Origin of the sequence: Corynebacterium bouchesdurhonense (genome assembly GCF_900078305.2) — a bacterium.
GTDB lineage: Bacteria > Actinomycetota > Actinomycetes > Mycobacteriales > Mycobacteriaceae > Corynebacterium > Corynebacterium bouchesdurhonense.
In genome coordinates this window covers 662,885-678,465 of sequence record NZ_LT546028.1, presented here as the reverse complement: position 1 = coordinate 678,465, position 15,581 = coordinate 662,885, and the positions used below count along the sequence as shown (strand labels likewise).

Annotated in this window: 14 protein-coding genes; 12 read left to right on the top strand and 2 right to left on the bottom strand. The window is 68.4% G+C overall.

All coding sequences use genetic code 11. The features are described 5' to 3' along the window. Positions 1-117: 117 nt before the first annotated feature. From BN4252_RS07875 to BN4252_RS07840, 8 genes are read left to right on the top strand one after another with little or no spacing between them, the layout of a single operon-like run. Entirely contained in the window at positions 118-3,027 is a 2,910-nt protein-coding gene (locus tag BN4252_RS07875) for a DUF4040 family protein (protein WP_066528685.1), read from the top strand. 5 nt (positions 3,028-3,032) lie between these two features. Next, entirely contained in the window at positions 3,033-3,464 is a 432-nt protein-coding gene (locus BN4252_RS07870; protein ID WP_066528677.1) for a cation:proton antiporter subunit C, read from the top strand. Next, a complete protein-coding gene (locus tag BN4252_RS07865; protein ID WP_066528674.1) occupies positions 3,465-5,012 on the top strand; it encodes a monovalent cation/H+ antiporter subunit D family protein in 1,548 nt (515 codons plus the stop codon). Further along, positions 5,012-5,449, top strand: a complete 438-nt coding sequence (locus tag BN4252_RS07860; RefSeq protein WP_066528670.1) for a monovalent cation/H+ antiporter subunit E — start codon at positions 5,012-5,014, stop codon at positions 5,447-5,449. The genes BN4252_RS07865 and BN4252_RS07860 overlap by 1 nt, the downstream gene beginning before the upstream one ends. Then, positions 5,449-5,715 (top strand): cation:proton antiporter, encoded by a 267-nt coding sequence (locus BN4252_RS07855; protein ID WP_066528668.1) that lies wholly within the window; start codon positions 5,449-5,451, stop codon positions 5,713-5,715. Before BN4252_RS07860 ends, BN4252_RS07855 begins: the two co-directional genes overlap by 1 nt. Continuing rightward, entirely contained in the window at positions 5,715-6,035 is a 321-nt protein-coding gene (locus BN4252_RS07850) for a Na+/H+ antiporter subunit G (protein ID WP_066528665.1), read from the top strand. Before BN4252_RS07855 ends, BN4252_RS07850 begins: the two co-directional genes overlap by 1 nt. Before the next feature lie 11 nt (positions 6,036-6,046). Beyond that, the gene (locus tag BN4252_RS07845; protein ID WP_066528662.1) at positions 6,047-6,604 is read left to right on the top strand and encodes an RNA polymerase sigma factor; all 558 of its coding nucleotides are present in this window, start codon (positions 6,047-6,049) and stop codon (positions 6,602-6,604) included. Between the two features lie 47 nt (positions 6,605-6,651). Continuing rightward, entirely contained in the window at positions 6,652-8,121 is a 1,470-nt protein-coding gene (locus BN4252_RS07840) for a YkvI family membrane protein (protein WP_066528659.1), read from the top strand. Positions 8,122-8,152: 31 nt separating this feature from the next. Here BN4252_RS07840 and BN4252_RS07835 read toward each other — a convergent pair whose 3' ends face one another. Both BN4252_RS07835 and BN4252_RS07830 read right to left on the bottom strand, forming a co-directional pair. After that, entirely contained in the window at positions 8,153-9,181 is a 1,029-nt protein-coding gene (locus tag BN4252_RS07835) for an aspartate-semialdehyde dehydrogenase (protein WP_066528656.1), read from the bottom strand. Between the two features lie 11 nt (positions 9,182-9,192). Beyond that, complete coding sequence (locus BN4252_RS07830; RefSeq protein WP_066528653.1) at positions 9,193-10,458, bottom strand: aspartate kinase; 1,266 nt, start codon at positions 10,456-10,458, stop codon at positions 9,193-9,195. A gap of 90 nt (positions 10,459-10,548) precedes the next feature. Here BN4252_RS07830 and BN4252_RS07825 point away from each other — a divergent pair, with 90 nt between their 5' ends. From BN4252_RS07825 to BN4252_RS07810, 4 genes are all read left to right on the top strand, one after another. Then, a complete protein-coding gene (locus tag BN4252_RS07825) occupies positions 10,549-11,391 on the top strand; it encodes a DMT family transporter (RefSeq protein WP_066528651.1) in 843 nt (280 codons plus the stop codon). Positions 11,392-11,541: 150 nt separating this feature from the next. Continuing rightward, on the top strand, positions 11,542-13,377 hold the full coding sequence (gene leuA / locus BN4252_RS07820; protein ID WP_066528648.1) for a 2-isopropylmalate synthase: 1,836 nt from the start codon (positions 11,542-11,544) through the stop codon (positions 13,375-13,377). A 122-nt stretch (positions 13,378-13,499) separates the two neighbouring features. Next, the gene (locus BN4252_RS07815; RefSeq protein ID WP_066528645.1) at positions 13,500-14,543 is read left to right on the top strand and encodes a hypothetical protein; all 1,044 of its coding nucleotides are present in this window, start codon (positions 13,500-13,502) and stop codon (positions 14,541-14,543) included. A gap of 21 nt (positions 14,544-14,564) precedes the next feature. Beyond that, entirely contained in the window at positions 14,565-15,575 is a 1,011-nt protein-coding gene (locus BN4252_RS07810; protein ID WP_066528638.1) for a DNA polymerase III subunit epsilon, read from the top strand. Positions 15,576-15,581: the final 6 nt, after the last annotated feature.

Below are 15,581 nucleotides of genomic sequence, written 5' to 3'. Positions count from 1 at the left end.
ACTAAAAGCGCAGCCCTAACCGGGGAGGCGCACCGCTGCGGGAGCGATTGCTACGGTGAACCACGCGCTTCTTGTACAGGCGGCAGGCAGACACAACCGAGAATAGAAATACTCACCATGACACTTCCACTCGTGCTCGCGCTCGTGGCCGCGGCGGTGGTCCTTTCCCCGATTCTGGTGCGGTCCATGGATCGCGCGGCTGGGTACCCCATCGCCGCCCTCTTCTTCGCCGCGGCGGGGGTCCTCGGACGCCACCTCGGCGAGGTCTCGGACGGCAACCCGCTCACCTGGCACCGCACGTGGGCCAGCGACATCCTCGGCCCCGGCACAGGGGTGGAGTTCGCGCTGCGGGCGGACGGTCTCTCCATCTTCTTCGCGCTGCTCGCGCTGGTGATCGGCGGTGTGGTGATGTGCTACTCCGCCGCGTACCTGCCGCGCAACGAGGGCAACACCAGCTTCTACACCATCATGACGGCCTTTACGCTGTCCGTCCTTGTGCTCGTGCTTGCGGACGACGTGGTGCTGCTCTTCATCGGCTGGGAGCTCGTCTCCATCGCATCGTTCATGCTCATCGCCCGCTCCGGGTCCTCCGGCGAGGACGGCTCCTACCGCACGCTGGCGCTCACCTTCTTCGGCGGCCTGACCCTGCTCGCCGCGCTCGCGCTCGCCGCCGCAAGCACGGGCACCACCTCGCTGACCCAGATCCTGGCCTCCGACGTCTGGGCGCAAGACCACGGCCTGGCCGTCACCGTCGCCGTGCTGGTGGCCGTCTCCGGCTTTACCAAAGCCGCGCAATTCCCCTTCCACTTCTGGCTCCCGGAGGCAATGGCCGCGGCCACGCCGGTCTCCGCGTTCCTCCACGCAGCAGCCGTGGTCAAGGCCGGTGTGTACCTGCTGCTGCGCTTCTCCACCATCTTCGCGGACGTGACCGCCTGGAACGTCCTGCTCACCACCACGGGCCTGTTCACTGCGCTGATGAGCGCCACCTTCGCCATCACCAAGACCGACCTGAAGCACCTCACGGCGTATTCCACCGTGAGCCACCTGGGCTGGATTGTGGCGGCCATCGGCATCGGCACCCCGCTGGCGCTCGCCGCCGCGCTCACCCACACGCTCGCCCACGCCCTGTTCAAATCCTCCCTGTTCATGCTGATCGGCGTGGTGGACCACGAGGCCGGCTCGCGCGACATGCGCCGCCTGGGCAAGTTGTACGACAAGATGCCGTTCACCTTCGCCGCCACCTGCGTGGCCGCGGCGTCCATGGCCGCCGTGCCGCCCCTGTTCGGCTTCCTGTCCAAGGAGTCCATCCTCGACGCCTTCGAGCAGTCCCCCTACGGCGCGGTGCTGTTGGCGGTGGGCGGCGTGGCCGCCTTCCTCACCTTCGTCTACTCCGCCAAGATCGTCTTCGGCGGCTTCGTGGACGGCCCGAAGGACACCACCGGCGTGCACGAGGCGCCCGTGGCGCTGTGGCTGCCCGCCGCGCTCCCCGGCCTCATGTCCGCCGTAGTGCCCTTCCTCCTCGTCCCGGTTTCCGGGCCGATCTCCGCCGGCGTGCGGGCGATCACCGGCGAGGACTACCACGCGCACCTGGCCCTGTGGCACGGCGTGACCCCGCCGTTCCTCGTCTCCCTGGCAGTGCTGGTGGCCGGCATCGCCTTCATCCTCTTCGCCCGCAAGCCCTTCTTCGCCCGCGCGGAGAACAAGGAGCTGCTGCCGTTTAACGGCAACCAGGCCCTGCGCGGCCTCTACCTCTCCTCCAAGGCGCTGGGCCGGCAGTGCGGCAGGCTGGCGGACAGCTTCAACCCGTCGCGCCACCTCGTCCCTATCTTCGGCCTGGTGGTGCTGGTGGGGCTGTCCACCGCGCTGCTCACCTCCGGTGTGGACGGGGTGCCGCTCGCGCCGCGCGCCGAGGGCATCGACGTGTGGTGGGACCTGATCCCCTTCGCCATCATCGCGCTGTCCGTGGTGGGCCTGGTGTCCACGCGGTCCCGCCTGGCCTCCACGGTGCTCATCGGCACCGTCGGCGTGGGCATGAGCCTGCAGATGCTGATGCTGGGCGCGCCCGACGTTGCGCTGACCCAGATACTGGTGGAGTCCCTCACCGTGGTGGTGATGATGGTGGTGCTGCGCTACCAGCCGCGCATGTTCCCCGAGACCCCGCGCAGGCGCCAGGTGGCCGCCGCCGTCTTCGCCCTGCTGGCTGGCCTGGTGGCCTTCCTCGGCGTGTGGGGCCTGCTCGGCCGCCACGACCGCTCAGATCTGGCTGAGTGGTACCTCACCCAGGGCGGGGAGGCCACCGGCGCGGACAACATCGTGGCCGTGATCATCGTTGAGTTCCGTGGCTTCGATACCCTGGGCGAGCTCTCGGTGCTGGGCATGGCCGCCGTGGTCATCGCCGCGGTGACGCAATCCATGCCGCGGCACATGTTCGAGGCCGGCACCCGCCCCCGCCCGTTCGGCCAGTCCCAGTTCAACGCCCTGCCGCTGCGCAAGGCCGCGGCGCTGGTGGTGCCCGTGCTGGTGGTGCTCTCCGTGATCATCTTCTTCCGCGGCCACACCGCCCCCGGCGGCGGCTTCGTCGCGGCGCTGGTGCTCGCCACCGCATTCGCCCTGAACTACCTCTCCCGCGGCGCGGACACATTCATCGTCCGCGAGCTTTCCCCGGTGAAGCTGGCCGGCTGGGGCATCATCATCGCCATCTCCTCCGGCTTCATCGGCTTTGTCGAGGGCGGCTTCATGTACGCCATCCACGGCGAGATTGCGGGCCAGCACCTGACCACCTCGCTGATCTTTGACTTTGGCATCTACCTGGCGGTGCTCGGCATGGTCACCCAGGCCATCAACCGCCTGGGCGGCTACCTGCGCCCGGGCACCGAGGTGGCCAACCTGGACTACTCGCGCGACGAGCCGGAGAACCCGCTGCCCTCCATCCCGGAGCCCGAGCACCCGGAGAACGCCGTGGAGGCGCACCCCGCGCCGCTGAACCCGGCGCACGACCCGAAGCCAGTGACGGAAAAGGAGCTGTAGGAGCAATGGTTATCGCACTGACTATCGCGGTCCTGGTGGCCGGCGCCGTCTACCTGGTCATGCAGCGCGGCATGGTGCGCGTGGTGTTCGGCATGTCCCTGTTCGGCCACGCCGCCAACCTCACCCTGCTGGCCACCGGTGTGGGCGCCTGGCGCGGCGAGGCGTTTCCCTCCCGTACGCCGTTCGAGGAGATGTCCGACCCGCTGCCGCAGGCGTTCGTGCTTACCGCCATCGTGATTGCGATGGCCACCACCACGATCCTGCTCATGCTGGCGTCGCTTGGCCGCAACGACGATCCCTACGAGACCCCCACCTACACCGACTCGAACTACGCCCTGATGAAGCTGAGCCCCACCGCCCTGTCCCCCGCCGGGCGCCGCGCCCGCCTCAACCCGAAGAAGCTGCAAGAGGTCCACGACATGGAGGTGGAGCGGTAAATGGCTGCCACCACCGCGAGCGCACTCCTGCCCGTCTTCATCGCGCTGCCGCTGATCGTCTCCGCCATCACGGCGCTGAGCCCGGCGAAGAAGGTCAACGACGCGCTGTCCATCCTCATCCCGCTTGTCAACCTGGCCGGCGGCATCTGGCTCTACGCCTACACCGCCGAGCACGGCCCCATCTCGCACGTGCTGGGCAAGTACCAGGCCGGTGTGGGTATCTCGCTGGCTGCGGACCAGTTCTCGGCCATCATGTTGGTGACCACCATGATCGTTGCGGTGACGGCGAACTGGTTCGCCATCACCGCGGGTGAGACGCAGGCCCGCTATTACACGCCGCTGACGCTGGTGCTCATCACCGGTGTCTCCGGCGCCCTGCTGGCGGCGGACCTGTTCAACTTCTTCGTCATGATTGAGGTCATGCTCATGCCGTCCTACGGCCTGATCGCCATGACCGGAACCAGGCACCGCCTGCTCTCCGCCCGCACCTTCGTGCTGGTGAACCTGGCCGCCTCCACCCTGCTGGTGATCGGCGTGGGCTACCTCTACGGCGTGTGCGGCGCGGTGAACATCGCCGCCCTGCGCGGTGCCGCAGCCGGCAACGGACCGGTCACCGTGGCCGCCGGCCTGGTGGTCATCGCCATCGCCGCGAAGGCGGGTGTCTTCCCGGTGCACACCTGGCTGCCGCGCACCTACCCCTCCACCTCCGCAGCCGTGATGGGCCTGTTCTCCGGCCTGCACACCAAGGTGGCGGTGTACATGCTCTACCGCATTTGGGTGGTCATCTTCGACATGGACGCCCGCTGGAACACGATCATCATCGTGTTCATGGTGATCTCCATGCTGATCGGCGGCTTCGCCGGCCTTACCGAGTCCACCATGCGCCGAGTCCTGGCCTACCAGATGGTCAACGGCATGCCGTTCATCCTGATCATGCTGGCGTTCACCCAGGGCGGGGAAAATGCCCGATACGCCCTGGCCGCCGGCCTGCTCTACACGCTGCACCACATGATCACGGTGGGCGCGCTGGTGCTCAACGTTGGCGCGATCGAGGAGACCTACGGCACGGGCACCCTGTCCAAGCTCCCCGGCATCGCCAGGCGCGCCCCGCTCCCCTCGGCGGTGTTCGTGGCGGGCGCCCTCTCCCTCGTCGGCTTCCCGCCGTTCTCCGGCATCTTCGGCAAGGTCACCATCGTGCTCGCCGCGGCGAAGCCGGGAGACTGGCGCTCGTGGGTGGTCATCACGGCCATCATCGTCGCATCCTTCGGCGCGCTGCTTTCCATGATGCGGATGTGGAAGATGGTGTTCTGGGGCCGACCGATGCAGCACTACCCGCACGCCCTGAACGTGCAGTGGAAGTTCCTGCTGCCGTCGCTCACCCTCATGCTCATCTCGCTAGCCATGTTCGTGTTCGCGGGCCAGCTGTGGGACGCCACCACGGGCGCGGCCGACGCGCTGCTTAACGTGGACGCGTACAGCGCCGCGGTGCTGGGCGCCGACCCGGTGGGCGTGCCGGATACCGCTTCGATCCAGGGAGGCCAGCGATAATGAGCAAGTTCGGGCACGCGATCGCCTACACCGGCTGGATCATCAAAGAGATCTTCGCCGCCGGCATCGACGCCACCGTCGCCGCGTTCAAGCCGGACTCGGGGCTCGAGCCGGTGATCATCTTCTACCCGCTGCGCGTGGAGAGCGACTGGGACATCTTCTGGTTCTCCACCTCCATCACCGTCACCCCGGGCACCCTCTCCCTGGGCCTGCGGCACCGCACCGAGCCGGACGGGCCCGAGATCCTGATCGTCCAAGCCGCCTTCGGCTCCGATCCCGAGGACATCATCGCGGGCTTGGCAGACATGGAGGAGCACCTGAACCCAGCGGTGAAGGACATTCCGGTGGACGCCGCGGCTGTGCTGTGGGAGCCCTACGAGGTGCTCGAACCGGACCAAGCGGCGGAAGACACCCCGCCGGCAGAAAGGATGGAGTGATGTTCGAGACAATCATCTCCGCTTGCATGATCGTCATGGCCCTCGCCCTGCTGGTAGGCCTCGGCGCGGTGATCTGGACCAAGGACGAGCTCTCCCGCGCCGTGATCGCGGACCTAGTGTTCTACGCCATGATTGCCATCTACCTGGTGTGGACCTTAGTCACGGACACGATGATCGGCTACGACGTGGCCATCCTCGCCGCCCTGGTGTGCGGCGTGATCCCCACCATCTCCATGGCCCGCATCATCACCAGGGGGCGCCGCTAATGACCACCGCAGAAATCATCGTCGCCGCCCTCGTGGTGCTAGCCACCGTGTTCGTTGTGGCCACCGCCATCCTGCAGGTGCGCGCCAAGGAAGCGCTCACCCGCGCCAACCTGCTGGGCCCGCTCGTGTGCCTGGCGTTCCCGCTGCTGATCCTGGCCAAGCTCATCCGCTCCTGGAGCACCACCGGCTTTGACCTCGGCGAGCTCATCTTCGCCCTGATCGCGGTGGCCGGGGTGTGGATCGTCGGCTCCGTCGGCTCCTTCATCATGGGCCGCGCCCTCTACGGCGTCACCGTCGTTGACCGGCGCGACGCCAGCTAAAGTTACCGCTTGTGAGCAGGAGCGACGACGACTACGTCACCGACCTCGCCCTCAAGGCGGGGCGGGGCGACAAGGCCGCGCTCACAGAGTTCATCGCCCGCACCCAGGATGACGTCTGGCGCCTGCTGGCCCACCTCGCCGGCCGCGAGTACGCCGACGACCTGACGCAGGAAACCTACCTGCGCGTCCTGCACTCCCTGCCCAGTTTCGCCGCCCGCTCGTCGGCGCGCACCTGGCTGCTCTCACTGGCGCGGCGCACGTGGGTGGATTCGGTGCGCCACGACATGGCCAGGCCGCGCAAGTCCGCGACCGAGTACGACACCGTGGCGGCCACCACCGCCAGCCCGGACAACCCCAACACGTGGTCGGAGGTCATGGACGCGTGGGCGTTGGTGGATGCGCTGCCCAGTGAGCGTCGAGAAGCAATAGTGCTCACCCAAGTGCTCGGGTACACCTACGAGGAAGCCGCAAAAATTGCCGGCGTGCGGGTCGGCACGATCCGCTCCCGCGTCGCCCGGGCGCGGAAGGATCTGGTGGCTGGGGCCGACAGTGCCGCCGGGTCTGGCTAAACTTAGACCGCTCATTGTTAATTCGAATTTCATCGGGAGCGAGCTCCATGCTCAAGACCGCAATTCTCATCTCATTTGCATTCATCGGCACGCTCGTGGGCGCCGGCTTCGCGTCGGGCCAGGAAGCACTGCTGTACTTCTCGTCCTTCGGCACCCAAGGCATCTGGGGCGCCGTGCTCAGCTCCGCGCTGATGCTCATCTCGGGCGTGACCATCCTCCAGCTCGGGTCCTTCTTCCAAGCCAAGGAGCACATGGAGGTGCTGGGCAACATCACCTCCAAGGTCATGTCCTGGATCCTGGACATTGCCACCATTGTCACCCTCTTCGCCGTCGGCTTCGTCATGTTCGCCGGCGCCGGCGCCAACCTCAACCAGCAGTTCGGGTTCCCCGTCTGGATCGGCGCCGTGCTCATGCTTGCCATCACCATCGGCTTCGGCATGCTGGACGTGGACAAAGTCACCGGAGCCATCGGCGCGCTAACCCCCGTGCTGCTCGTCCTGGTGATCTTCGGCTGCAGCTACACGCTGATTAACGCCCACCCGGACTGGGCCGCGCTGAACGAGGCGGCCGCGCAGGTGGACACCACCTTGCCCAACTGGTGGGTCGGCGCGCTGAACTACACCGGCCTGAACGTGATCTGCGTGGTCTCCATGGCCTTCGTCATCGGCGGTAACCAGCTGGACACCCGCGCGGCCGGCCTCGGCGGGTTCCTTGGCGGCATGGCCTACCTGATCATGCTCATGCTGCTGGCCGTCACGCTGTTGGTGAAGGTGGAGGACGTTAGCGGCGAGGACATGCCGCTTCTGACGCTGATGAATGACATCAACCCCACCCTCGGCGTGGTGATGTCTTTGGTGATCTTCGGCCTCATCTTCGCCACCTCCCTGGGCATGTTCTTCGCCCTGGGCAAGCGCCTCGCGCGCGGCCGCGAGGAGAAGTTCCGCGTCATCTTCATCGCGGCCTGCCTGGTGGGCTTCGTGCTGTCCTTCGTGGGCTTCCAGCAGCTGGTTTCCGTGGTCTACCCCGTCCTGGGGTACCTGGGCCTGCTGCTGATCGTGGTCATGGTTGCCGCCCGCCTGCGCGGCGCGCAGAAGCTGCGCAAGGAGGGCCAGCGCCGCCGCCGCGCGATGGAGCTGACTCGCCTGAAGCTGGACCCGCGCGAGCGCTTTACCAAGAACGACCAGCGCGAGCTCGAGCACGTGACCGCCATGTCCGTGATGGACGACGAGGAGCTGGTTGAGGCCCTGGAAGAAGAGGTTGCCCAGGAGCTGGCGGAGGACGACGAGATCGACTTCGACCCCGAGGACCGCGACGGCGAAGTGGTGTACGTCTCTTACACCGAGCCGGTGACGCAGGACGAGTACGAGCCCGACGAGCCGTGGAACGACCACTCCATCGACGAGCTCATCGCCGCAGACGAGGAAGAGATGCGCGAGCGCGAGGCCGAGGAAGCCGCCGCAGCCGAGCAAGCCGCCGCAGCCGAGGAGGCCGCGGGCAAGGGCGGCGCCGAGCGGTAGCCGCGGCTAAACGCCGAGCGGTAGCCGCCGCCTAAACCAGCAGCTCGGCGATCTGCACGGTGTTCAGCGCCGCGCCCTTGCGCAGGTTGTCGCCGGACACCACGAAGATGAGGCCGCGGTCGCCGTCCACCACCTGGTCCTGGCGGATGCGGCCCACCAGGGAGTCGTCCTTGCCGGTGGCCTCGAGCGGGGTCGGCACATCCACAACCTCCACGCCCGGGGCGGCGGTGAGCACCTCGCGGGCCTGCTCCGGGGTGATGGCGCGCTCGAACTCGGCGTGCACCACCATGGTGTGGCCGGTGAACACGGGGATGCGCACGCAGGTGCCGGCGACCCGCAGCTCGGGCAGGCCGAGGATCTTGCGGGACTCGTTGCGAAGCTTCTGCTCCTCGTCCGTCTCCAGCGTGCCGTCATCCACCAGGTTGCCGGCCAAGGGCAGGGCGTTGAAGGCGATGGGCGCCACGTACGGGCCGAAGTCTTCGGGCGCCAACGCGGCGCCGGAGCGGGCCAGCTCGGACGGGTCATCCAGCGACGCGACCTGGTCCGTCAGCGCACGGACCCCGGCAAGGCCGGAGCCGGATACGGCCTGGTAGGACGCCACGCGCATGGCCACCAGCCCGGCGGCGTCATGCAGCGCCTTGGCCACCGGCATGATCGCCATGGTGGTGCAGTTCGGGTTGGCAATGATGCCCTTGGGCAGGTCGCGCGCGTCCGCCGGGTTGACCTCGGAGACGATCAGGGGCACCTCGTCGTCCTTGCGCCACGCGGACGAGTTGTCCACCACCTTCGCGCCGGCGGCGGCGAAGACGGGGGCCCACTCGCGCGACGTGCCGCCGCCCGCGGAAAACAGGGCGATGTCCACGTCGGCGACGGATGCCTCCGTCACCTGGGTGAGGTCCTCCACCTCAACGTCCTGGCCGCGGAACGTCAGCGTGGTGCCGGCGGAACGGGGCGAGGCGAAGAAGCGAACGCGGTCGCACGGGAAGTCGCGCTCTTCCAAGATGTCGCGCATCACGCGGCCGACCTGGCCGGTGGCGCCAACTACAGCAACGGTGGTCATAACTTTTCTCCTTATCGGCCGGTGCCCGCGTAGACCACGGCGGCCTCGTCGCCGCCGAGTTCGAACTTGGTGTGGATGGCGCGGGCTGCCTCCGCCAAGTCCGGCTCGCGCACCACGGCGGTGATGCGGATCTCGGAGGTGGTGATCATCTCGATGTTGATGCCGGCGTCGCGCAGCGCGTCGCAGAAATCGGCGGTGACGCCCGGGGGGGACTTCATGCCGGCGCCCACCAGGGAGACCTTGCCAATCTGGTCGTCGTAAGACAGGTCGTCCCAGCCCTCAGCCTGCTGCATGGCGCGCAGGGTCTCCAGGGTACGAGCACCGTCCGCCTTGGGCAGGGTGAAGGTGATGTCCGTCTTGTTGTCCTCGGCGTTGGAGATGTTCTGGATCACCATGTCGATGTTCACCTCGGAGTCCGCCAACGCGCGGAACACCTTGGCGGCCTCGCCAACGGAATCGCGGATCCCGGTGATGGTGATTTTGGCCTCCGAGTTGTCGGTGGCCACGCCGGTCAACACTGCTTCTTCCACGGGGATATCCTCCATTGCTCCGGCCACCAGCGTGCCGGGATCGTTACTGTAAGACGAGCGCACCCGCATGGGCACGTTCCAGGCGCGGGCGTACTCCACGCTGCGCAGCACCAGGATCTTCGAGCCGGACGCGGCGAGCTCCAGCATCTCCTCGAAGCAGAGCTGGTCCAGCTTCCGCGCGTCGGGCACGATGCGCGGGTCCGCGGTGTACACGCCGTCCACGTCGGAGTAGATCTCGCACTCGTCCGCGCCGAGCGCGGCGGCCAGCGCCACGGCGGTGGTGTCGGACCCGCCGCGGCCCAGGGTGGTCACGTCCTTGGTGTCCCGGTTCACGCCCTGGAACCCGGCCACGATGGCCACCTTGCCCTCCTCGATCGCGTCCTTCACGCGCCCCGGCGTCACCTCGATGATGCGGGCGTTGCCGTGGCGCTCGGTGGTGATCACGCCGGCCTGTGATCCGGTGAAGGACTGCACGTCCACGCCGAAGGAGGCCACGGCCATGGCCACCAGGGAGTTGGAGATGCGCTCGCCGGCGGTGAGCAGCATGTCCATCTCGCGCGCGGGCGGGGTGGGGTTGACCTGGGCGGCGAGGTCAAGCAGCTCGTCGGTGGTGTCGCCCATGGCCGAGCAGACCACCACCACGTCGTTGCCTGCCTGCTTGGTGGCCACGATGCGCTCCGCCACGGCGCGGATGCGCTCGGCGCTCTCGAGGGAGGACCCTCCGTACTTCTGAACGATCAAGGCCATAGGTGTGCCCTTCCTATATATCCGGCAATGCCAACCAGAATAACCTGTTCAAAGGGGCTCGTTTCAAGTAACGCAGTATTATCATTCGCCGTGCACAGCAACGTTTACGCGGTCATCCTCGCGACGATCTCCGCAGTGCTCATCGCCGCCGGCACGGTGTGGCGCCACCAGATTGTCCGCGGCGGCCACGCAGACGATGCCTCCCCCCTCGCGTCGGTGAAGCGGCCTTCCTGGTGGGGCTCGGTGGGGCTCGCCCTGTTGGCCTACGCGTTCCAGGTCGGCGCGCTGGCGTTCGGCTCCCTGCTGGTGGTGCAGCCGATCCTGGTGCTCTCGCTCATGCTCACGCTGGTGCTCTCGGCGCGGGTGGATGACCGGCGGATGACGGTGCCGGAGGTGTTCTGGGCGGTGGTGCTCACCGCGTGCGTGGGTGTGGTGGTGGTTCTCGGCCGCCCGTCCGCGGGCACGCGCGAGGTTCCGGCCTGGGAGTGGGCGGGGGTCACCGCGGGAGGGGCGGTGGTTGCGGCAGGAGCTTTCGCATTTGCTTACCGACGCTCCCCTGCCACCAAAGCCCTCACCCTCGGCCTCACCTGCGGCGCGGTGTTCGGGCTGCTGGCCGTGTACGCCAAGGTGGCCGTGGACGCCTTCACCGCGGGAGGCGCATCCGCCATGCTCACCACCTGGCAGTTCTGGGCGGTGCTCGGCTGCGCGGTGGTGGGCATGGCGCTGCAGCAGTACGCCTTCGACGCAGGCGAGCTCGGCTTGTCCCTGCCCGCCTCGAAGGTTGGCGAGCCGCTCACGGCCCTGGCGCTGGGCTACGCCCTGCTGGGCGAGAAATTTGCGGTGGGAAGCTCGTGGGGGTGGGGGCTGATTGGGGCGTCGATAAGCGGAATGCTCCTTGCAACCGCAATGCTGGCCCGCGAGGCCGCGGACTAGGGTAAGGTGCGCCACATGACGCGAAAGGCGCTCCTCCTTCTACGCCGCGGCGGGAATCAGGCCCAGTAACACGGCCGGCACCCCGCCGCGGAGTTTGTGACCGCCGGCCGTGGACACCCCCAACCGCCGCCGAAATAAAGGAGCAGCGAAGTGCCGAACCCCAACGAGTTTTACGTCCCCCGCGAAATTGTGAAGCCGAACGGCCCGCGCAACGAAGGCCAGCCGAGCTGGAACAAGCAGCGCGGATCCCAGATGCCGGTGGACCGCTACCTCTCGTTTGCCCAAGAGGTCGAGGACATCACCCTGCCGGACCGCACCTGGCCGGACAAGAAGATCACGGTCGCGCCGCAGTGGTGCGCCGTGGACCTGCGCGACGGCAACCAGGCCCTGGTGGACCCGATGAGCCCCGAGCGCAAGCGCCGTATGTTCACCCTGCTGGTGGAGATGGGCTACAAGGAAATCGAGGTGGGCTTCCCGTCCGCGTCCCAGACGGACTTCGACTTCGTGCGCGAGATCATCGAGCAGGACATGATCCCGGACGACGTGACCATTCAGGTGCTGGTGCAGGCGCGCGAGCACCTGATCCGCCGCACCTTCGAGGCATGCGCCGGCGCGAAGAACGTGATCGTGCACTTCTACAACTCCACCTCCAAGCTGCAGCGCGAGGTGGTGTTCCGCAAGGACCGCCCCGCCATTAAGAAGCTGGCCACCGACGCCGCCGAGCTGATCAAGACCATCGCGGAGGACTACCCGGACACCAACTGGCGCTGGGAGTACTCGCCCGAGTCCTTCACCGGCACCGAGCTGGACTTCGCGCTGGAGGTGTGCGACGCGGTGGTGGACGTCATGGACGCCACCCCGGATAACCCCATGATCATCAACCTGCCGTCCACCGTGGAGATGGCCTCGCCCAACGTGTACGCGGACTCCATCGAGTGGATGCACCGCAACCTGAAAAAGCGCGACTCCATCATCATCTCCCTGCACCCGCACAACGACCGCGGCGAGGGCGTGGCGGCGGCCGAGCTGGGCTACATGGCCGGCGCGGACCGCATCGAGGGCTGCCTTTTCGGCAACGGCGAGCGCACCGGCAACGTGGACCTGGTCACGCTCGGCCTGAACATGCTCACTCAGGGCGTGGACCCGCAGATCGACTTCTCCGACATCACCAAGATCCGCCAGACGGTGGAGTACTGCAACCAGCTGCGCGTGCCGGAGCGCCACCCCTACGGCGGCGACCTGGTCTTCACCGCGTTCTCCGGCTCGCACCAGGACGCCATTAACAAGGGCCTCGACGCCCTTGCGCAAAAGGTGCACCCGGGCGCCTCCTCCACCGACGTGAGCTGGGAGGAGCTGCGCGACACGGTGTGGGAGGTGCCCTACCTGCCCATCGACCCGAAGGACGTCGGCCGCACCTACGAGGCCGTGATCCGCGTAAACTCGCAGTCCGGCAAGGGCGGCGTGGCCTACATCATGAAGACGGACCACGGCGTGAACATGCCTAAGGCCATGCAGCCGGAGTTCTCCGCCGTGGTGCAGGCGATCACCGACACCGAGGGCGGCGAGGTGAACTCCAAGAACATGTGGGACATCTTCGCCGCCACCTACCTGGACCTGGATTCCCCGCTCGAGCTGGTGGATTATGAGATCTCGGGCGCCGCCAGCGACGACGATGACTCGGCCGTGACCGCCACCGTGGAATTCGACGGCGAACAGCGCGAGATCACCGGCAACGGCAACGGCCCCATCGCGGCGTTTGCCAACGCCCTTGAGTCCCTCGGCATCGACTTTGAGGTGCAGGACTACTCCCAGCGCGCCCGCTCCGCCGGCGACGACGCGGACGCCGCCTGCTACATCTACGCCGACATCGACGGCACCAGCGCCTGGGGCGTGGGCATCGCCGGTTCCACCACGCGGGCCTCGCTGAAGGCGATCGTCTCCGCCGTGAACCGCGGGCTGACGGAGGGCAAGACCGGGGGCGTGTAGCGAATAGCTCGCGGCGCGAGCCAGGAACCCGCCTGCCCCCCGCCGCCTCCCGCCAAAAATGGGTACCCTCGTGCGAAAAACGCGCGAGTGCGCTCCCCTGCCCTACCCGGAGGTGACCGTCGATGCCACCAGCCCTGTACGTGATTCCGGACCACGGTCTCGGACAGATCCGCTCCGTTGCCGTCGAGCGGGTGGACACGGCCGCGGTGGCCAAGCACCTGCGCACCTCCTCCAGCGATGCGGCGGACTTCGCCGTCACGCTGCGACGCGAAAGCCGCGAGAGCCGCACGGGCTTCGGCGTGTGGTTCCGGGAGGACCGCATCGGCGAGCTCGCCGCGGCCGACGCGGACGCGTACCCGGCGCTGAACACCATCGCCGACGCCGGCTACCGCCCGCTGGCCACGGCCCGGGCCGCGCGCGACGCATCCGGCACCGTCACCCTGGCGCTCCGCCTGCCCGCCCCTGAGCTGGTGCTGCCCGCCAACACCCCACCGGCGGAGCCGTGGCAGTTCCTGGAGCCGGGCGAGCCGCTCACCGTGCACTACCTGCCCGGTTCGCGCTACGCCCGGGTGGGCCGCAGGGTGCAGTACCTGGCCACCCTCGGCTTCGACGCCGCCGGCGAGGTGACGGTGTGCATCGACGGGGAGAAGGTGGGCTACCTCGACGCGGCCGCGGGCTCCAAGCTGGCGCCGACGCTGCGTTCGCTCGAGCGGTGGGGCGTGGTGGCCGTGGCCCGCGGGTTCCACGACCCGTCCGCGGGCGCGCCGCTTTTCACCGTCACGGCCGGGCCGGTGGAGTGCGTCCACCTCGACGCGGTGAGCCCGCTGCAGCCCCTCGACGCCGACGGGCGCCCGCGCGCCGCGGCCCTGCCGGGGCCGGTTGGGGCTGGGATTGGGTTTGTCGGGGGCGTCGACAAGCAAAAAAGCCCCGATCCCGGCGCGCGGCGGCGGGTGGCCGTAGCATCCGTGGCGGCGCTGACGCTGACGGGCACGGGCGTGGCGGCGCTGGCCGGGCGGAACCGGGCGGAGCACGAGGGCCACGAGAGTGCGGTGGCGATTGTGAGCAGCGACCCAGTGCTCACTCCAAGCGCGGCGGCGACCCCCACCCCGCTGACGCCGGAGCTGGAGATGGTCTCCGTGGAGGTCCTCCCCGCGGAGGCGACGTAGCGCCGGGCTAAGATGCGTGTAATGACCGCACCGAGCGAGCCGCAGGGCAGTGAATTCCCGTACGTGGCACTTACCGCGCAGGCGGCCGGAATTCACCCCTCAACCGGCCGCCTGCTCACGCTCGACGCGGTGACGTTCGACGGCACCGGGCGCGTCGGCGAGACGTTCTACCAGGTGTTCAACCCCGGCCGCGATGCCGGGCCGCGCCACACCCACGGGCTCGAGGCCAGCGACTTTGCCCAGGCGCCGCGCTTCTCGCGGTCGCTGCGGGGCTTAGACAAGCTTATCGACGGCCGCCAGCTCACGCTCCACAATTCGCCCCACGACTGGGGCTACATCGTGTCCGAGCCCCGCCGAGCCATGAACGCCGCGGCGCGCGCGAACCGGTCCCGGCGCGGGCGGGGCAACCGCCGCCGCCAGCGGGTGGGGCACGTGCCGAGGCCGGAGGGGATCGTGGACGTTCTGGCCACCGTGCGTCTGCAGGGCAACGTGCCGGTGGACACGCGCCTGCCCGCCCTGGCCGCCATCGCCGGCGTGTCGGTGCCGCCGCCCGCCGCCACCGAGGAGGAGCGCGCCCGCCAGCGCACCCTGACCCTGGTGGGCATGCACCTCGCGCTGCGGGACGCGGGCGAGCTGGCCGTGGCGGACCCAGCGGAGCTGGCGGCGGACCGCTTCGGGCTGCAGCGCAGCTCCCTGCGCGTGGACGCGGAGAAGGCGGCGGCCGCGGCCGACAACCCCGGCGTGTACACCCCCGCCACGGGCCTGCAACCCGGCATGGAGGTGGTGGTCACCGACGACGTGGCGTGCAACCCCGACGAGCTGATCGACCTCGGAGTGCGCGCCGGCCTCACCTACGCGGAGAAGCTCACGCGCCAGACCTCGCTGGTGGTCTCGGACGCGCAGGCCAAGGGCGTAGAGCTGCGCGGCAAGGCCATGCACGCCCACCGCAAGGACATCCCCATCCTCACGGCCGCGCAGTTCGCCCGCGCGGTGGAGGCGATGGAGTCTCGGGGCGGCGGCGCCGCGGAGTAGCCTGTA